The organism is Nonlabens dokdonensis DSW-6, assembly GCF_000332115.1.
Taxonomy (GTDB): domain Bacteria; phylum Bacteroidota; class Bacteroidia; order Flavobacteriales; family Flavobacteriaceae; genus Nonlabens; species Nonlabens dokdonensis.
Genome location: NC_020156.1, coordinates 1,271,299 through 1,291,946, shown reverse-complemented (window position 1 = coordinate 1,291,946; position 20,648 = coordinate 1,271,299). Strand labels below are relative to the sequence as shown.

15 protein-coding genes are annotated in these 20,648 nt (G+C 34.4%); 6 read left to right on the top strand and 9 right to left on the bottom strand.

All coding sequences use genetic code 11. The features are described 5' to 3' along the window. Positions 1–145 precede the first annotated feature (145 nt). The 4 genes from DDD_RS05630 to aspS form a co-directional block, all read right to left on the bottom strand. Positions 146–559 (bottom strand): hypothetical protein, encoded by a 414-nt coding sequence (locus DDD_RS05630; protein WP_015361817.1) that lies wholly within the window; start codon positions 557–559, stop codon positions 146–148. Positions 560–634: 75 nt separating this feature from the next. Then, positions 635–1,609, bottom strand: coding sequence for a porphobilinogen synthase (hemB, locus tag DDD_RS05625; protein ID WP_015361816.1), 975 nt, complete (start codon positions 1,607–1,609; stop codon positions 635–637). 1 nt (position 1,610) lies between these two features. After that, positions 1,611–1,997, bottom strand: a complete 387-nt coding sequence (locus tag DDD_RS05620) for a hypothetical protein (RefSeq protein WP_015361815.1) — start codon at positions 1,995–1,997, stop codon at positions 1,611–1,613. A gap of 53 nt (positions 1,998–2,050) precedes the next feature. Beyond that, positions 2,051–3,799, bottom strand: a complete 1,749-nt coding sequence (aspS, locus tag DDD_RS05615; RefSeq protein WP_015361814.1) for an aspartate--tRNA ligase — start codon at positions 3,797–3,799, stop codon at positions 2,051–2,053. 234 nt (positions 3,800–4,033) lie between these two features. Here aspS and DDD_RS05610 point away from each other — a divergent pair, with 234 nt between their 5' ends. Beyond that, on the top strand, positions 4,034–4,390 hold the full coding sequence (locus tag DDD_RS05610; protein WP_041566965.1) for a toxin-antitoxin system YwqK family antitoxin: 357 nt from the start codon (positions 4,034–4,036) through the stop codon (positions 4,388–4,390). Between the two features lie 57 nt (positions 4,391–4,447). On the opposite strand, the gene DDD_RS05605 is transcribed toward DDD_RS05610, so the two are convergent. The 4 genes from DDD_RS05605 to DDD_RS05590 all read right to left on the bottom strand — a co-directional run bounded on the left by DDD_RS05605 (position 4,448) and on the right by DDD_RS05590 (position 11,800). Next, on the bottom strand, positions 4,448–4,795 hold the full coding sequence (locus DDD_RS05605) for a hypothetical protein (protein WP_015361812.1): 348 nt from the start codon (positions 4,793–4,795) through the stop codon (positions 4,448–4,450). 128 nt (positions 4,796–4,923) lie between these two features. Continuing rightward, complete coding sequence (locus tag DDD_RS05600) at positions 4,924–7,035, bottom strand: T9SS type A sorting domain-containing protein (RefSeq protein ID WP_015361811.1); 2,112 nt, start codon at positions 7,033–7,035, stop codon at positions 4,924–4,926. 10 nt (positions 7,036–7,045) lie between these two features. Continuing rightward, positions 7,046–9,298, bottom strand: coding sequence for a hemagglutinin family protein (locus tag DDD_RS05595; protein WP_015361810.1), 2,253 nt, complete (start codon positions 9,296–9,298; stop codon positions 7,046–7,048). Positions 9,299–9,463: 165 nt separating this feature from the next. Next, positions 9,464–11,800, bottom strand: a complete 2,337-nt coding sequence (locus DDD_RS05590) for a hemagglutinin family protein (protein ID WP_015361809.1) — start codon at positions 11,798–11,800, stop codon at positions 9,464–9,466. Between the two features lie 312 nt (positions 11,801–12,112). Here DDD_RS05590 and DDD_RS05585 point away from each other — a divergent pair, with 312 nt between their 5' ends. Next, entirely contained in the window at positions 12,113–14,719 is a 2,607-nt protein-coding gene (locus DDD_RS05585; protein ID WP_015361808.1) for a glycosyltransferase family 117 protein, read from the top strand. Next, positions 14,709–15,482: a methyltransferase domain-containing protein gene (locus DDD_RS05580; RefSeq protein WP_015361807.1), complete on the top strand. Its 774-nt coding sequence runs from the start codon at positions 14,709–14,711 to the stop codon at positions 15,480–15,482. Before DDD_RS05585 ends, DDD_RS05580 begins: the two co-directional genes overlap by 11 nt. Before the next feature lie 42 nt (positions 15,483–15,524). Here DDD_RS05580 and DDD_RS05575 read toward each other — a convergent pair whose 3' ends face one another. Continuing rightward, the gene (locus tag DDD_RS05575; protein WP_146250769.1) at positions 15,525–16,475 is read right to left on the bottom strand and encodes a hypothetical protein; all 951 of its coding nucleotides are present in this window, start codon (positions 16,473–16,475) and stop codon (positions 15,525–15,527) included. Positions 16,476–16,758: 283 nt separating this feature from the next. Between DDD_RS05575 and DDD_RS05570 the strand changes: the two genes are divergently transcribed. The 3 genes from DDD_RS05570 to DDD_RS05560 all read left to right on the top strand — a co-directional run bounded on the left by DDD_RS05570 (position 16,759) and on the right by DDD_RS05560 (position 20,611). Next, on the top strand, positions 16,759–17,454 hold the full coding sequence (locus DDD_RS05570) for a TetR family transcriptional regulator C-terminal domain-containing protein (RefSeq protein WP_015361805.1): 696 nt from the start codon (positions 16,759–16,761) through the stop codon (positions 17,452–17,454). A gap of 97 nt (positions 17,455–17,551) precedes the next feature. Next, positions 17,552–18,892: an ABC1 kinase family protein gene (locus tag DDD_RS05565; protein WP_015361804.1), complete on the top strand. Its 1,341-nt coding sequence runs from the start codon at positions 17,552–17,554 to the stop codon at positions 18,890–18,892. A gap of 153 nt (positions 18,893–19,045) precedes the next feature. Continuing rightward, complete coding sequence (locus DDD_RS05560; RefSeq protein WP_146250767.1) at positions 19,046–20,611, top strand: helix-turn-helix transcriptional regulator; 1,566 nt, start codon at positions 19,046–19,048, stop codon at positions 20,609–20,611. The last annotated feature ends 37 nt before the right edge of the window (positions 20,612–20,648 follow it).

Genomic DNA, 20,648 nt, shown 5'->3' with positions numbered 1-20,648 from the left:
TATGTCAAATACGTTCTCAATTTTTACGAAAAAATTTTTTCAATTTCACAGACTAGAAACCATGTCTTAAAACTAAATATTATAGCTGACAGCTGATAAGACGGTATTTCCTAAATGTCAGTAAACAAATACTATCCGTTTATAATTAATTATCTGATTCAACTATTTCATAGCTGACATCAGTAATTGTGATGGAATTAGGGATGCCAGTATTATGAGACTCTTCTCCGTCAAGGCTATAAGTACAAGTTGAATTTGCTCCGATCTGATTGCATTGCGCTTGGGTAGATGAAAAAGAAGTCGAAACCGAACCATCAACATTTGTAGTGATTTTATAAAATCCATTTACTGGTATAGAGTTTAAATTTGTGAATTCAATCTCATACTGCAGTCTTGAAGTATTGTTTCCAGTATCTGAAGTATATTGAAAAAAAACGACTTCACTTTCAACAGGTATTAATTCTACAACATTTTCTGAGTCATTGTTATCATTGGAACATGATACTATGGATAAAACTAAAAGTATAGTTAGAAGAAAGTAATTATGATTATTTATCATTTTAAATATTTTGTATTTTATAAAGGTAGTAATCAAAAGAGCATTCTGGCAATCGATGAATCAATAACTACTATCTTAAGAAATCAACTTCACCACATCCTTAGCAAAATAACTAGCAATTAAATCGGCTCCAGCTCTTTTGATGGCAGTTACTTGTTCCATCATTACTGCATCGTGGTTCAACCAGCCTTTTTCGGCTGCGGCTTTGAGCATGGCGTATTCTCCGCTTACTTGGTACACACTTACAGGAACATCTACTTCATTTTTAATATCTCTTACGATATCTAGATAGCATAGTCCTGGTTTTACCATAACAATATCAGCTCCTTCATCGATGTCCATTAAGGTCTCTTTAATAGCTTCACTGCGGTTTGCAGGGTCCATTTGATAGGTTTTCTTATCTCCAAAACCTGGAGCGCTGTCCAGCGCATCTCTAAATGGTCCGTAAAAAGCACTAGCATATTTTGCCGAGTAACTCATGATTCCTTTATCTGTAAATCCTTCTTCTTCTAAGGCTTCTCTTATATAAAGAATACGACCATCCATCATATCGCTAGGCGCAACCATATCGGCTCCGGCTTGTGCGTGAGAAATACTCATTTGAGCTAGAACCTCGCAAGTAGGATCGTTAAGGATCTTTTGATTTTCGACTATTCCATCATGGCCATAACTAGAATAAGGATCTAGAGCAACATCAGTCATTACGTACATTTCTGGTGCTACTTCTTTCACGGTTTTAATGGCACGTTGCATTAATCCGTCATTATTCAATGCTTCTGTTCCTTTATTGTCTTTTAATTCATCTGGTACTTTGACAAAAAGTAAGACACTTTTTAATCCCATATCCCAAAGCAACTGAACTTCTTTCTTTAAAAGATCTAGGCTGTAACGGTAATAATCGGGCATAGAAGCTATTTCTTCTTTTACACCTTTTCCTTCTACTACAAATAGAGGCACGATAAAATCACTAGGTGAAATTAAGGTTTGTTGTACAAGTGATCTAATAGATGCACTAGTTCTCAATCTTCTATTTCTTTTAAATGGAAACATATTACAATTTTAGTTTTTTAATAAGCTCTAGATATTCTGGCTTATAGTTGGGGATTTTAAAAGTTACCTTCTTAGCAGTATTATAAATAGCTATGGATGGAACTTCTGAGTTTGATTGATCGTGTTGCGTAAATTGATTCTGGATAAAATCATTAATCAATAGCGCCTGGTCAAACGAGATGGTTTTTCTCGTAGTATTACCATCAGCTTTATAAACGATAATATCATCTATAAAACTCATGGATTCTGTCTCTTCTTCATTTAAAACAATTTCAATCGTAAAATCTTTACTGTCAAAAATGGAGTTGGCATTTTCTAAAGTAGGATCTACCTGCTGCTGGCAAGCAACCAGTAAAACTAAAAATAGAATTGCAACTAATTTTTTCATTGAATAATATTTTTAAAAAGAAGACTAAAACTGACTTTTACCTTTTCTATAGGTTAAACCGTCACTTTTAAGTTCAATTCTTTCAATTGCTCGTTGTCAATGGCGCTAGGAGCATCGATCATAACATCACGACCACTATTATTTTTAGGGAAAGCGATAAAGTCACGTATTGTTTCCTGACCTCCTAAGATAGAAACTAATCTATCAAAACCAAAAGCAAGTCCTGCATGTGGTGGCGCGCCATATTCAAAAGCGTCCATCAAGAAACCGAATTGTGCTCTTGCCTCTTCTGGAGTAAAACCTAAATGATCAAACATTAAAGCTTGTAGCTCCTTATCAAAAATACGAACAGATCCACCGCCTATTTCATTACCATTCATCACAAGATCGTAAGCATTGGCTCTTACATTGCCTGGATCTGTTTTTAGTTTCTCAATATCTTCTGGCTTTGGAGAAGTAAACGGATGGTGCATCGCGTGGTAACGCTCTGTATCTTCATCCCATTCTAGTAAAGGAAAATCTACTACCCATAGAGGAGCAAACTCATTAGGATTGCGCAATCCTAGACGCTCTGCCATTTCCATACGCAACGCACTTAATTGTGCTCTAGTTTTATCTGCTGGACCTGACATGACACAAATTAAATCACCAGGCTCTGCTCCAGTAGCTTCTGCCCATTTAGCAAGATCTTCTTGTGAATAGAATTTATCAACGCTTGATTTATAGGTTCCGTCTAGGTTGCATTTTGCATAGACCATTCCGGTAGCACCTACTTGTGGACGTCTTACCCAATCAATTAATTTATCAATTTCTTTACGCGTCATGCTCTCGCCGCCTGGAATCGCAAGTGCTACTACCAGTTCTGCCTCGTTGAAGATCTTGAATTCTCCCGCTTTCGCGAAAGCGGAAATATCAGCAAACTCCATCCCAAAACGAATGTCTGGTTTATCATTTCCATACTTTTCCATCGCTTCTTGATAGGTCATGCGAGGAAAATCTGCTATGTCCACGTTTTTCACCTTTTTTAATAAGTGACGCGTCATTTCTTCAAAAATATTAAGAACATCTTCCTGCTCTACAAATGACATCTCGCAGTCTATTTGTGTGAACTCTGGCTGGCGATCTGCACGCAGGTCTTCATCTCTAAAGCATTTTACAATTTGGAAATACTTGTCCATTCCACCTACCATAAGCAATTGCTTAAAAGTTTGTGGCGATTGTGGCAAAGCATAAAACTGCCCTTCATTCATGCGAGATGGTACAACAAAATCACGAGCACCTTCTGGTGTGGACTTAATTAAAACAGGTGTTTCTACCTCGACAAAGTCTTTTCCAGCTAGAAAATTGCGCACTTCCATTGCTACTTTAGAACGGAAGATCAAGTTCTCACGCACTGGATTACGGCGTATGTCTAGGTAACGGTATTTCATGCGCAGCTCTTCTCCACCATCAGTATTATCTTCTATAGTGAAAGGAGGCGTTTTAGACTCGCTTAAGATTTCAAGGTCTTTCACTAAAATCTCTATTTCTCCAGTAGGAATATTATTGTTCTTAGACTCACGCTCGATGACAGTTCCTTTTATCTGGATAACAAACTCACGACCTAGATTTTGTGCCTTTTCAATAAGCGCTTTGTCTGTGCGTTCTTCATCAAAAAGCAATTGAGTGATTCCATATCGGTCTCTTAAATCTACCCAAACGATAAATCCTTTATCGCGGCTTTTTTGCACCCAGCCGGCAAGTGTTACTTCTTTATTTATATCGCTAGCACGCAGGCTACCACAATCGTGTGATCTATACATAATGAATCCTTCTAATAAGCTTGCAAAAATAAACCGATTTCATTGATAAACACATAAGTAAAAGGCAAAGATTTATGTTTAAACGAGTAAAAATTAGTTAATCGAGCATAAAAATAAATTTTATAAATCACTGAAAAACAAATAAATATAATTTTAATGTAAAATTAATGTTACCTAAGTGTTGTGTAAAAGTAATTTTAAAGTTAACTTTGAGTAATATTAAAGAATACGATGATGAAGAAATTATTAATTATTACAGTGATGATGTTAGGTGTCATAGGAATGGCACAAGAGGTAAAACCTACTTTTGAAAAGATGGAAGATGGCTTAGTAAAAGCGACTTATTATCATGAAAATGGAGCTGTTGCCCAAGTAGGAACATTTTTAAACAACGAGAGACACGGTGAGTGGATCAGCTATAGTGCTGAAGGTCAAAAAACTGCTAAGGCAGAGTATAAAAACAATAGAAAAGCAGGTAAATGGTTTTTCTGGAATAACGACCAACTTACTGAGGTAGATTATCGTGAAAATGCTATTGTAGCAGTTAACACTTGGGTGAGTAAAGAGCCAGTGGCAACAAACAGACCGTAGTTCACGATTCACGTTAATCTTGAAAATCCCTTTCTAATCTTTTAGAAAGGGATTTTTTTATGGTGTTAATAAGGTTAACGTACCTTGATAATCTAGGGTAAAATCATTACCGACTATATCTACAATACCGTTATCAATATTAAAAACATAAGTTCCATTTGAGTTTTTAGTTATGCTTAATGTTCCTGATTCAATTTCTTCTTCTTGATCTAATGTGTCATTTTCAATATCATAGTTAATTGCAAAATACATTTCTACTTGCCCAGCAACTATTTGATTATCTGTTATAGTATAAATACCTTCTAGAGTAAATGAAGGATCGTCTGAATATACAGTCATGATTACAGTATCAGCTGCGCCTATAAACCGATTCTGACTCCACGTATATTCACCGATTGCTATCAAAATATTTTTGTAATAATGTTTGGGCATTCAGTCACAATCATAGCTGCATAAGTTACTGTTCAGAATTAAAAATCCCTTCCCAAAAATTTTAGAAAGGGATTTTTAATTTACGCAATGTAACTATCAACTTATTCTTTGATGATTTGAACTGTCTTTGTTGCATCATTAAGACTCAATTCTACAAAATAACTTCCACTAGCTAGATTTCCTAAATCTTGAATATTAGCTGCGTTGCCTGTGAAGTCAAGTGTTCCTGTTCTAATTATTTGTCCCAGCGTGTTAATCAATCTATAGGATAATTCTTCTTCTTGAGAGCCGTTGTTATTCCATCTTATATGAATAATATCTTTCACTGGATTAGGATATAGTTCAAAACCAGCAAGTACCTCAACAGGATCTTCACTTAAGGTGGTATTTGTAAAGAATAGGTGAAAGCGATCTTCTTGAATAGATCCTACTACACTAGAATCTACTGTAAATTGATAATCGTTTAAACCTTCATTTAATTGACTACTTGTATTTAAATGATTATCCTGAAGATAAACATTTGTACCAGCTGGAATTGCATCTATTTCAAACTGATAATTATAAGATGAATGTCTATAGTTAGTGTGATTTAGAGGAATGATATCCAAATTATTAGGGACATTTCTAAACTCAATATTTAAATAATCTGGGCCATTAACAATGCTTATGGTCTCATCTGGATTTCCTAAAGAAGGAGCGTCCATAGGATCTACAGCATTAGTATACTGGCTTCCCATAAATATTCCCCATGCATCTAGAAACTGCAATGGTTGTCCTGGCACAACTTTATTCAATCTACCTATAATTTCAAAATCATTTGTTGGGATAGAGAAAACAGTAGTTTGATTTCCATTTACAATATCATCTTGATTGTAAATAATCTCTGTAGGAGTGGCAACTGTTGTATTATTAAGTGTTGTTACAAAAGCCGATTGAGACGGTTGTAAATACTCATTTGCAGCAGATCCAGCGATATTGCCTCCTGTAGGTAGCAAAACGGTAACATAAGCTCCTCTCATATTAATTGTAGGATCCCATACATAGTATCTATTAAGATTGATGTTAATAGACCCTTGTAGAACTGTGTTTATATTAACCGTCGCTTGAAAAGGATTTGCTATAAAATTGAATCCTCCAGCTGTCAGTGAAAGTTGATCATCTTGATAAGTTCCTGTATTCATAGCGCCTTGTGCTCTTAGTACAGTTGGAGTAGGAGTGGTAGCATTATTTGTTAAATCTACAGTACGGTCACCTCTTATCATGATTCTATAGGCTTCGCCTATGTCGAGTCCTCGAACATCAGTATTGGCAACAGCATTCCAGCCTTGATTTAAATTATCATAGGTGAACATACTTGAGTTTCCAGATTGCGTAGCGTCAAAACCATCTGCACCGCTCATAGAACCAGAAATGTGAGTCCCTAATCCACTGTTATTAGAACCGTTTTCTTGCCAATTTTCAAAAATACTACCGCTAGTATTTACACTACTTGCAAGAAATCTATAAGCTCTTTTAGCAGGGATATATCTTTGTATAACTGACTCTCCAAGCATTGAGCCGCCTTCATTTGGTGAAATTTCTGCTGTATTTGTAGAGGTGCTTAAAAAAATTAAATTTCCATTTGCAGTATCCAGAACTCCATCCTTAAGTGTAAAAAGATTTGTAAGGGTCATTGCCTCATCTAAAGTGAAAGAATCACTACCGTCTTTCACAAAATTTTCTACATTTATTCCAGTAGTATATAATCGATTTGATTCTCCATTATCTCCTACAAAAGCAAGATTACCATTTGTTACCAAGCTATTTTGGCTTGATAAATCTCCTTTAAAGGATAGGTCAAAGCTTCCTAAATCTATGGTATATGCGCCTTCTATTGTTACGTCTTTTATATCTATGGCACTGCCTAAAACTGCACCATCACTTTTAATAAAGAAATTATCTATAAAAGTAGCGTTAGATTCTGGTGCATAAGGTCTCCAGTTGCTTGATTCATATATATAATCGATGTACTTTCTTCCTTGTTGAAAACCAGAAGCGATATCATCACCAGTATTACTTGAAACTATGACTAAGTCTCCTAAGCTTTGTTCTATAACAATATTTCCTACTGTCTCTGTATTCCCTAAAGAACCAATGACTTGATGTGATAAAGTTGTTTGTGAAAATCCCGCTTTCGCGAAAGCGAGACAACAAATTAAAATTAGATTTCTCATAATTCTGTTTTTATTTTTTCTTATCAATCAGTAATTGCATCTGAGCTTGAAGTTGCTTTACTTGATTTTTAAGTTCTTGTATTTCTGTGTTTTGGCTAGACTTTGCAGCTCTCGAGCCAGTAGTTCCTGTAGATCCTGTTATAAAGTCTGCACTTCTAGCATGTAATGCATAAGGAACACTTAATAGTTGTGTCGTACTTAGTGTCGTGAAGGTTCCTGTTTGAGCAGTATCAATAGAAACTTCTAGATAATACTCATGTTCTCCCCACGTAATGGTTGCCATATCTCCAGAAATAAGTGTTCCTCCACCTACTTGAAGACTTAAAACTCCATATTCTGAACTCGTTAAACTATGCTCTTCATTATACACAACAGTTCCAGCTACACCATCTTCTCGTACCGCTATGCGCACATCTACCGCGTCATTTTTTATAGGGTTACCATCAGTATCTCTAATTACCGACTGATAGTTAAATAATAGAGGCGTCATATCTCCAGAAGAAGCCGATCCTGTAGCATTTTCTAGGGCCGCGACTCTTGTTTCTAAATCTGCAGTTAAAGGAGATAGGTCTACTGTATTCATACTGTTTGTGATGCCTAGATTGCTTCCATTTAATGCAAGTTCTTGATTATCTGTATTTGCTGCAGACTGCCATGCGGTACCTTCCCATACTTGAAAAACATTATTAGTCGTATCATAAAGAGCAAGACCTTTATGTGCAGTTGTTAAAGAAGTCTCCAAAGTAGTTATTTGTGCATCAGTCAATCTGTTGAAAAGAATTCCTTTATTAGTATCTCCTAAGTCAAGTGATGCCAGTGTGTCTGGAGTATCTGTCCCGATTCCTACAGAGAATGGATTTGTGACTCCACCTAAAACCATTGTATTATCATTAGGAGCTGTTGCTCCTTGACCTATGGCCATTGCATTCTCACCGCTGGCAGTTGTCATTGCTCCAATGGCTATACTATTATTATTAGTTGCTGAGGCTTCGTATCCTATCGCCATATTGTTTCCTGTAAAAACTGTAGTGTTTCCTGTGCCATCTACCGTAGCTTGATGTCCTATTGCAATACCACCATTTGCTTGAGCAACAGCATTAGAACCTACGGCAATAGCCTCCTGATTATCTATGTCTACCTCACGACCTATTCCTACAGAGTTGTTAGAACCAGAAGCTATAGTCGTATTATACCCTAAACCTATGGAACCTGTACTCAAAACATCTGTATTTGTACCTACCGCTATACCATATTGGCCATCTACTCTAGTGCTGTAACCTATTAAAGTAACATCGTTGTTACCAGCATCTGCATTTGCGCCTATAAATGTAGTGCGATTTGTAACAGTACGCGAGCCAGTTCTTATACTCCCTGAATCAAATATGTCAGAATTAGAGAAAGAAATTCCTGAGCTACCAAAACTCGCAAAAGCTCCCATACCTACATTATCCTCACCTTCTCGATTGCTAGAACCTGCTGCTGCACCTACATAGGTATTTCTATTTGCATTAGATGTAGAATTAGTTCTATTATTGTCCCATCCAGCGGCGGCTCCAACAAATGTGTTATAGTCAGCATGCTCAGTAGCAGCACCAGACCCAGCACCTAACATGGTGTTAAAAGTACCTTCACCTATATCAACTCCGGCAGACTCGCCAAAGGCACTGTTATAGCTCCCTTCATCAACATCGCCTAAGGCCTCTTCACCTACACCTGTATTTCTATAACCTGTATCTGATGACCATCCTGCTTCATTGCCTACAAAAACATTTTTATAACCTGTAGTATTACCTTGACCTGCATCTTCTCCTATAAACACATTTTCATATCCAGTGGTGTTGTTAGTGCCAGACTCTTCACCTACGAAGGTATTATCATAACCTGTTGTATTAAACTCTCCAGATTCAGTACCTATGAAAACGTTATCTCCTCCTCTAGTTAAAGATCTTCCTGCCTCTTCACCAATGATAACATTGTCAAATCCGGTAGTCATACTATAACCGGCTTGATAACCTATAGCAATATTGCCAGATGAACCTGTTGTAGTTATAGAACGTCCTGCTTGGTAGCCTATAAGGACTAGTCTACTGGTTGATGTAGCAAAAGAGCCAGTACTGTCTCCATATGCCGTATTAAAATCTCCTGTTGTAATATTTACAAGAGATCCAGTACCAGTAGATTCATTTAAAGTCTGAGCGCTTATAAATGAAAAGCTTAATAAGCTGAAGGTTAATAATAGGTTGGAAAGCGTAATTTGTTTCATAATTCAAAATAGTTAAAAGGTGTTTTCAAATAAAGTTTATAGAATAGATTTTTACTTAAAGGTTTATCACCAAGGTAGTGCTATTAAAATTTGATTAGAGGTAAGTTCTTTGATTAAGATGAGGGACGTTGCAATATTGCCAATCAAACTTACCATCAAAGCAGTTTAGTTTTTAATTTCTAGAATTTTCTGCATTTTAGCTTCAAGCATTTTTAATTTATTTTCTAGGCTTTCTATTTTTAGATCAGCGCTAGATTTTGCAGCTCTCGATCCAGTAGATCCGGTAGTTCCTGTAATGAAATCTGCACTTCTAGCGTGTAATGCATAAGGGACACTTAATAATTGTGTCGTACTCAAAGTAGTAAAAGTTCCTGTTTGAGCAGTGTCAAGAGAGATTTCTAGGTAATACTCATGTTCTCCCCAATTGATAGTAGAAAAATCACCATTTAACAAAGTTCCTCCACCTACTTGAAGACTCAAAACTCCATATTCTGAACTGGTCAAACTATGCTCTTCATTGTACACAACCGTTCCAGTAACTCCATCTTCTCTCACAGCAATGCGTACATCTACTGCATCATTTTTAATAGGGTTACCGTCTGTATCTCTAATAACAGACTGGTAATTGAATAATAGCGGCGTCATATCTCCTGAAGAAGCTGATCCTGTTGCATTTTCAAGAGCCGCGACTCTCGTTTCTAAGTCAGCAGTAAGTGGTGATAGATCTACCGGATTACTATCATTAGTAATACTCAGCATGTTATTATTAAGACTTAAAGCTTGATTATCTGTATTAATGGTAGAAAGATCTACCGTATTACTGCTATTAGTGATGCCTAGATTACTTCCATTTAAAGAAAGCTCTTGATCATCTGTATTTATAGCAGACAGCCATTGTGTACCATCCCAAACTTGGAACACATCATTATTTGAGTCATATAATACAAGACCTTTTTGTGCAGCTGTTAGATTTGATTCTAATGCGGTGATCTCAGTATCTGTTAATCTGTTTACTAAAAGTCCTTTATTATTTCCAGATAGTTCCATTGATGCAAATGCGCTAGGTGTGTCTGTTCCTATACCTACAGAGACTGGATTAGTTGCTCCTCCTAAAACTAAAGTATTATCATTAGGAGCAGTAGCCGCTTGCCCTATAGCCATGGCGTTCTCACCGCTAGCACTAGATGTTGCTCCAATGGCGATACTATTATGATTAGTTGCAGAGGCTTCATACCCTATCGCCATATTATTTCCAGTAAAAACTGTCGGATTTCCTGTGATATCTACCGTTGCCTGATGTCCTATGGCAATACCACCATTTGCTTGAGCAACAGTATTAGAACCTATCGCCACAGTTTCTTGATTGTCTATATCTACCTCACGACCGATTCCTACAGAGTTGTTAGAACCAGAAGCGATAGTTGTATTATATCCTAATCCTATAGAGCCTGTACTTAAAACATCTGTATTTGTACCCATTGCAACACCATACTGTCCATCTACTCGAGTACTGTAACCTACCAGAGTAACATCATTATTGCCGGCGTCTGCATTTGCTCCTATAAATGTAGTACGACTGGTATTTGTTCTATTTCCAGTAATTAAATCATTATCCTCTGCAAATAGGCTATTCAAGGCCTCAAATCCAGAATATCCTGAGCTGCCGAAACTGGCAAAGGCTCCCATACCTACATTCTCTTCTCCTTCACGATTGCTGCTACCTGTACCAGCTCCTACATAAGTATTCTTATTAGCATTAGAAGTGGAATTAGTTCTATTATTATCCCATCCAGCTGAAGCTCCTACAAAAGTATTCGCATCAGCCCATTCTGTTGCTACACCGGCACTAGAGCCTAACATGGTATTAAAATTTCCATCACCTATATCAATCCCAGCAGACTCACCAAAAGCTGAGTTTCTTTGACCATTGTCTACATCGCTTAGAGCCTCGTCACCTACACCTGTGTTTCTAAAACCTGTATCTGAGTCGAATCCTGCCTCATTACCTACAAAAACATTTCTATAACCAGTGGTATTAGAAAAACCTGCGTCCTCACCTATAAATACGTTTTCATATCCAGTGGTATTTCGGGATCCAGACTCTTCACCTACGAAAGTATTATCATAACCAGTTGTGTTGAACTCTCCAGATTCAGACCCTATAAAGATGTTATCACCTCCTGTAAGATTAGAAAAACCAGCTTGCCAGCCTATAAATAAGTTGTCAAAACCTGTGGTGTTGCTATATCCTGCCTGATAACCTATAGCAATAAATTCACTTGTGGTGTTTGACCGACCAGCTTGATATCCCAAAAAAGTTGTTTGAGAACCAGACGTTAAAGAGAAGCCAGCACTATCTCCAAAGGCTGTATTATAATCCCCACTAGTAATATTTATATGTGCTCCAGTACCAGAAGATTCGTTAAGTGTTTGTGCAGATAAAGAGGTTATACTTGTAAAAAGAAGTAAAAAAAAGACGGTTAAAAAGGTAATTTGTCTCATGATGATTGGTTATTTAAAATCAAATATAAACAAATCTTTCAAAGACTACAATTATTAAAATACTGTAAGCCAATTAATTATGAGTGTTTTCCGTCAATTTTTATTGCTTTTAACTGATTAATAGATGTTTGTGTTGATCTCGCTTTCCCGAAAGCGAGGAAAAAAATCTTCAAAAAATGAATGCTAACAATTACCTCAAATAAAAATCATGTCGGATTGTAATAGAATCAAAACTTTGAGAAATTTATTGATGTGTATTATGCACTAGAGTCATTATAGTTATTTTTGATAATGCAACTAAAAAAACATTAAATGATGAATCAACATTTGCTGAAGAGATTTGTAGAGAATAAATCTTTATGGGTGTTTTCTATAGTTGCTATTATTTTACTTTCTTCTGCAAGGTGGAGTATGGGAATATGGGACAGTCCGGAGTTTGCATTTGCAGGAGCTAATTTTCAATTAACTCATGCGCCAGGAGCTCCATTTTATATAATAATTTTGAACATATTTCAAGGTGTGTTTTTCTTTGTAACCCCATACCAATCAGCTGTCTTGCTCTCTATTTTATGCTCGTGTGTAATGAGTGTTTATTTGTTTAAAACAGCGTTGTTACTTCACGAGTCATACATGAAAAAGGCGGTGCTAAAAGAGACATGGTTATACGGTTTTATTGCAGTAGGCATTGGTGGTTTGAATTTGACAGTTTGGGAATTATCTTATGAAGTAGAGGTTTATAGTATGAGCGGTATGTTTTTCAGTCTCCTACTCTACATGATTATTCAATTTTATTCTGATAGAATTTCAACTGCTTTTTTTATTAAATCGGTCAGCATTTTAATATTCCTCAGTTTAGGAGTTCACAAATTGAATTTATTGATATTGCTTCCAGTTTTCTATGTTATAATAAGAAAAGCTAAGTACCATGCTTTACTGAGCAACAGATTTGTGTCTTTATTAATGAGCGTTTTATTATTAGCAATAACACTTTTCTTGCATTCTTTGTTTTTAAAATTTGCAGTTGTCATTGCTTTATTTTTGCAAGACTATGTTGCGATTTCTCAAAACTTATCGTTTCCTCTACTTGGAATATTATTAATTTTAATAGTTGCAGTGTTATGGTATTATAAAAAGGCTATTGCCACAACTATTCTTATCGCATCATTGTTTTCTTATCTATGGTATGTGCCATTTCTCAATAGCCCACCAGAAGTAGGTGGTTATCATATATCTGATACAGAGTCGCTAGTAAATCATATAAATGCAAATCAATTTGGTTTACAAAAAACACCCTTTTTATTGGGAAAAAAGTATAATGAAAAGATAGACATCGCTACTGGAAAGGAGAAAACAAATGGTAATGAAATTTGGTTTCCACGTATGCATAGTACTAAATATTATGATGTAACTCAATACCCTAAGTGGGATGACGCCTCCATAAGAAATAGCCATGATGGACACCATTTTACATGGAGTTATCAAGTTTACTCCTTGTATTTAAGATATCTAGGGACCAACTTTTTGGGAAGGTCTAATATTCATAAAAACTCTGGAACGCATATCAATCACTCTGTAAGTTCTTATTTATACAATTCAAACCCATTAAAGGGTTATTATAAGATAGGTAGTGTAGATTATTTAGGTATTCCATTACTATTCATTTTTTTGGGAATTATTTATTCTTTCAAAAATGTGGATTTAGGTATTATATTAGGAGTTACCTTTCTCTTAACTGGATTAGCCATCATACTTTATTTGAATCCAGCTCCAGGTAGTTTGAGAGTAAGGGAAAGAGATTATATCAGTTTTTTTTCCTTCATAATTTGTGGATTTTATGCGATGCTAGGAGTTTTATGCTTTTGCAATTTTTTTCCCAAAATTAAAAAGGTATTTCTCATAAGTACTGTAGTGCTAACTTTACTTTTTGTTTTACAAAATTTTAAAGTTCAGAATAAAAGTAACGAAGATTTTAATGAAGCATTTTCTACCTGGATTTTAGATAGTATTCCTGAAAATAGTGTTGTTCTAGCAAATGGAGATAACTTAACCTTTCCCTACTGGTATCAGCTTGCAGATAGTGATAGATCCGTTGTATGGATCAATATAGAGCTTTTGCATTTAGATAGTTACAGGAACCAACTCTATAATTATATTATTTCAAAAGTGAGTTTAAATAGTTTATCGTTAAGAGACCCTGCTTTTTCAAAGGCAATTGAAACAAATATCATCAAAGAGGTGGTGCCCATGGTAGATGAAGATTCAGAATTATTAAGAACTGCTATTCTTTCCTTACTAAACGATAAGCAAAAACTTTTTCTTCAGTCCAATTGGGCAATTGATAATAAGATATTTGTAGAGCAAGGAATGTCATCACCATACTTATTAGTTGATGATAATAAAGTTGATTTAAAAGATAGAGCTCTGAATTTACTTTCCTTCAAAGCCTCTGATGTCCATGGTATGAATTCTCAAGAAATGAACATTTTGCTTGATTTCTATATTAAAAAAGCAAATTACTTAACTAACCAATTAATTAAAAATGAACAAATTGATTTAGCTAATCAACTCTCTAAAAATGTAGATCTTTTTTATGATAAGTTTGACTTGCCTAAAGATGGTAATGCATTTAATATCGCAGCAAGATTATATGAATTAAAAGAAAACAAGAGTGCTTTTGAATTAATGGAAAATAGTATTGAACAAAATATTATGCTAGTAGAATGGATGATCGAAAAAAAAAGCCCGATGAATAGACAACTCACCCTTGAAGCGGCAGAATCAAAAGTGAATTTACTTGATCAAATGTTAGTAAATTACAACAAGATTAACCCAACTTATATTCAAAATAATCTAAGTAAAATTCAAAAAGTTAATACAGATTATCTCGAGTGGAAAAACTCCATTTTAAATGATATTTAGTACAGAAGTAGCGTCTAGTCAACATAAAACTGATCAACCCATACTTAATAGGTGTCTTGCAGCTTATGTAGCGTTACAAGATTATCACTTAGGTAGCACGCTTGAAATCGGAGTTGGCTCTGGAGATGGAATAAAATTTTATATAGATCAAACAAGTAGTCTCACCGTTGTAGATAAAAACTTACATCTTTTTAACAAAAATAAATCCCTAAATAATTTTGATGCGATAAAGCAGGTGAAAGCTTTCTTACCAGATCAAAAACTAAGCACTTCAGTAAAGTACGATACAATTTTATGTTTTCAGTTTTTGGAACATATTGAACGAGATTTTGAGCTTATTAAGCACCTGTTTGATTTGCTGAATGATAATGGAGCATTATTTCTAACGACTCCTAACAAAGAGGAGTCTTCAGGTGTTAATCCATGGCATTATAGAGAGTACAATCAAGACGATCTTCAGTCTCTGTTTAAAGGCGTTTTTAAAAACATACAATTCAAAGGTGTTTTTGCTAATGAGGCATCTTATAATTATCATTTACGAAGCTTAAAGATGAGTAATAAGATTAAAAATACCTTTCTAATAAAACAATATTTAAAGCTTCCTAAATTTATACAGCATTTTGGTTACGAGTGGGCAAATAGATACAATCGTATACGTATTTCAAAAAAGGAAAAGTATGTTTCAAAAACCGAGGATTATAAAATAGATCATATACAGTCCAGCGCTGGTCTGCTAGATTTTTTTGTAATCGCTAAAAAATAAAACCATAACTCTGCTTGATTTTGAAATAATCTATTGATATGTCTAGTAGAAAAGCTTTTTGAGACTGAACATATTTAAAGGAAACTCTAGGATAACGTGTATAAAACCTAGGAATAAGGAGACTAATAACCCTAGGCCAAAATCAAACCAGTAGAGCAAGATTACCGTAATCCACATTACCGCAATCGCAATTATCTTTTTCTTATTGAGCAAATTATGCCATTTAATTACGGTCGTTTTAGAAAACCAGTTGAGATAATGGTAGCAATAAATAAATGAAATAAACATCATGAATTTGAGCCAGATCGATTCATAAAAATAGAACTCTGTTCCATCGGTCATACCCAAAAATTTAGAGAGAATTACCGGCAAAACATGAAAATCATTTTCTAGATACAATTCCTTCCATGTATCGCTAAAAAGGTAAGCGCCTCGAGTTAATTCTAAGTTTATAATTATTGCAGGAATTAATATGACTAGAGCTACAGAAATATAACCGTAAATACTTTTTGATTTTTTAGCTCCGTACAACATGAAAATCATTGTAAATAAATAGACGTGGATGATAGTAGGTACAAATACACCTACTAGTAATTTGTAATGCTCTACATTTTTTAAGTAAATAGCTCCTATTATACTAAAAATAACAATGATTGCCCAAGAGATCCTTGAAGAAACAAATTGATAGGCTACTGCTAGCATAAGCGTTATAAAAATAACACTGTTGGACCATTCATTGATAAAAATCATGATAGCGCTTAAAGTGGTATCACTATTCTCATAATAAAGAAATAATTTAGGAACAAATAGTATTAGAGATGCAGTCACACCTATTGTTAACCAGATGGTCTTTTTCTTAGTAAAAAAGTAACTTTTTTCATGAAGCCAATTAATTTCAGTTACGTAATGTAATGGACCTAGTAAAGTATAGGATAAAATAAAAAGCTCTAATGGAAAAAGGTAAGCCAGTATAGCAGCTACTACAACCAGCATAATATTAAGTTGATCAGTAAAGTGTGCTTTATTAAGAATAGATGTGAAGAACATCAGGAGCTGGTGATTAAGTTGTGCTAACAAATATAAAACATCCTTAATTCTATCACCAGCATAATTTTATTGGTTTGAGTGTCCAATTGCTTAAATAAATAGTATAGAATTGATGATGTCACTATTAAGTTTCCCTTAAAAATAACGACTAAACCTTAACATACTTTTGTTTAAACATATGTCGCAATAAGTTAAACAGATCGTATCTTTACATTAAATTATTAAGGTTATGGCAACGACTAAAAAAACACCAGCAAAAAAGACAACTAAAAAGGAAACAGCTAAGAAAGAAATTACAAAGCACGATATCCTTACGGCTTATATGGATTATGTTCTTGAACACGAGAAGACTCCTAAATCTGTTTACAAATTTGCCAAAGACAATAACATGTCAGAGCAAGAGTTTTACCAGTTCTTCGGTAGTTTTGATGGTTTGCGCAAAGATATTTGGAACACATTTTTCACGATGACAATGGATGTCGCTCATAAAAACGAGGATTATGCTCATTTCTCAAACCGTGAGAAAATGCTCACCTTCTTCTATACATTTTTTGAATTATTGACGCTTAATAGAAGTTATGTGCTCTACACATTGAAAGAAAATCAGCACATGATGTCTAAAATGGAGCAATTAAAAGGCTTGCGTAAACACGTAAAGAATTTTGCTAAAGATTTAATCATGCAACGCAATGAAGACAAGTCTAATATTTTGCTAGAACGTTCTGAAACGATTTATAGCGAAGGCGCTTGGGTACAAATGTTGTTCTTAATAAAATTCTGGATGGAAGATGACAGTGCAGGATTTGAAAAAACCGATATGGCTATTGAGAAATCGGTGAATACCATCTTTGATGTATTTGATAATACTCCTTTGGACGCTGTATTTGATTTTGGAAAGTTCTTGTGGAAAGAACGTATGGCGTAATTAAACTTAAATCTAAGTTTAAATTTAAACTAAAATAGGCTGAAATAATAGAGTTATTGTATTTCCGCTTTCGCAAAAGCGAGATTACTATCAAGCTATGAAAACACTAGACAAAATACCTACCAGTAAAATAGGACGCACCACAGAACTAGTGAAAACTGGAGCTAAAATAGGTGCGAATTATCTAAAATATTATTCTAAAAAGGCAGTAAATCCGTCAATGGACCGCTCTTCACTCGATGAAGATAATGCGACTGATATTTATGATGGACTAAAGAGTTTAAAAGGTAGCGCACTTAAAGTAGCGCAAATGCTTTCTATGGATAAGAGCTTGTTGCCTGGCGCTTATGTAGAGAAATTTAGCTTGGCGCAATTTAGTGTGCCGCCACTTTCAGCACCACTAGTAAGGAAGACATTCAAAAAATATCAAGGAGCTTTTCCAGAAGAAATCTATGATACATTCTCGAAAGACTCAGTAAATGCGGCGAGCATAGGTCAAGTGCACAGAGCCACTAAAGATGGAAAGGAACTAGCTGTAAAAATTCAATATCCTGGTGTGGCAGAATCAATAGGTAGCGATCTTGCGATGGTAAAACCTATAGCCATTAAAATGTTCAATCTTAAAGGTGATGATTCCAAAAGATATTTTTCTGAAGTTGAAGATAAATTAACTGAAGAAACAGATTATACGCTTGAGGTAAAACAAAGTGTAGAAATTACAGAAGCTTGTTCACATATCCCTAACCTTAAATTCCCTAAATACTATCCAGAGCTATCCAGCAAGCGTATTATTACCATGGACTGGATGACTGGGCAGCATCTAAGCGAGTTTGCAAAAACAGATTTCTCTGCAGAAACTGGAAATAAATTAGGACAAACACTTTGGGACTTCTACATGTTTCAAATGCACGGTCTTAAAGCCGTTCATGCAGATCCTCACCCTGGAAATTTCTTGATTTCAAAAGATCATGAATTAATAGCCATTGACTTTGGTTGTATAAAAGAAATTGTTGACGAATTTTACCAGCCGTATTTTGAGCTTGCGATTCCAGAAAATATTAATGATCCAGCAACTTTCAAAGAGAAATTATTCTTATTAGAAATTCTTAGAGATGACGATAGCGAAAAAGAAATTACCTATTTCAGCGCGTTGTTTCATGAAATGCTAAGTTTATTCACAAAGCCTTTTCAAGAGAAGACATTTGACTTTTCAGACCCAGGTTTTTGGGATGAAATTTCTTCACTTAGTGAAAAATACAGCAACGACAAAGAATTGCGCAAAATGAATGGTAATCGTGGTAGTAAACACTTTTTGTATATTAACCGGACGTTTTTTGGGCTGTACAATCTTTTACATGATTTAAAAGCTACAGTAAATACACATGAATACGTGAAATATCTTGAAGAGAAAGGTTTTAAGAATCACAGTGCGTTGTAAGTTTATTGGTATTGTTTTAAAATTCTAGTAGTAATTTGCTTTAAGGTTATTGACATTACTAAATAAGACTTTTATAATCTTGTATGGTGATAAATTAGGCTTATAACTATCCGTTTTATATTTTTAACGTCTTTCAAGTATACCTTGCAATTAGTGAAACTATATCAAGTCATTGTATTATTTTTTTTAAACTTAGTGGGTGTTATTACTATTAATGCGCAGACTTCTCATGGTGAAAAGTTTTTAGACTCAGCGAGTAATACAATTGATTCTAATCACTTCATTGCTCAACAATATTTAGATTCTATCCCTAAACCTTTAAGTGAAAGCATAAAAGGACATATAGCTTGTTATTATGAGTTAAAAGTATTGATCAATTCAAAAAATGAGGAAGACGCTAAACAATATCAAAATAGTATTTTGACATTAAAATATGCTGAGCTAGAGAATAATTACGACCTAGCTGGTTGGGCTTCTTTAGAATTATTTTACAGCGCCTACATTAGAAAAAAAGATTCTAGTGCATATCACTTTTTAGATAAAGCTCATGACTATTATACTTTGGCTGATAATAGACAAGGACTAGCGGAAGTTACTCAAATGGAAGCTTTAGATGAATTGAACAAGGGAAACTTTATCAATAGTAATAACATATTACTCGATAATTTAGAACATTATAAAAGTTTCAAAGACGATGGTTATTATCAATTGTACGGCTTGTTTTTAATAACATCTAATTATCTTGAATTAGACAATCTTACAGAAGCTCACGTTTATTTCAACAACCTTAAAAACTTGAAGGCTGATACTAGTATAACACCTGCATTGTATAATTCACATTTAGCGACTCTTTATGGAGACTTTGCGGAATTTCATTTCAATGATAAAGCGATGGACTCCACCCTTTTTTATCTTAATAAATCAAAAAGGGTTAAAGACGCTATGACTGATGAAGATAAAAGAAACTATTTTAATCTTTACGCAGACTATTTTGATTACGAAAAGAATTACCAATCCAAAAACAATTACATAGATTCTTTGCGCTTCTTAGAAGATAATGTGTTGAGAAAAACAATGGATGCTAGTTTACTTATCGGAGATGTGTTACTGCAATCTGAAAATGAACTAAATGTTGAAAAAAGAAAAAAAGAATTAACTAAAACATGGGCCATATCGCTTTCTGCAGTTTTACTTATAGGTTTAGGTTTTTATCTAATTAAGAATAAAAAAACTAAACAAATAATTCGAAACTTCAAAAAAAACAAAGATGAATTTGCCTATTTAAAAGATAATCACGAGAAATTAAAAGCAAAGGTAAAAGGGATCGAAGGTTATCTTTCAGAAATAAAAATAGAAATAAAAAATATTGCAGCTATTTCTGAATTAAAGGAGCAACAAAACAGAGTCAAAGAGTTGTACAAAAAGATTCAATTAAACTCTTCAACGCTATTTTCGAGTGGAGAAGATCATTTAAATTTAATAAATGATCTTAACGTAGACTTTTTCAATCAACTTTCCACAAAACATCCAAAACTAAATTCATCAGAAAAAATTATATGCTACTATTTGTTTATGGATTTTACCAATAAAGAAATCAGTTCATTTACAAATTCTTCTGTCAGAGCTGTGGAAAGTAAAAGGTATAGAATCAGTTCAAAACTTAATCTAAAACAGAAGAATATGAAGTTAAGTGATTATTTAAAAGAATCATTTTCTTGAAAATCAACATTATAAATAATTTCTAAGTAAGAGTAAA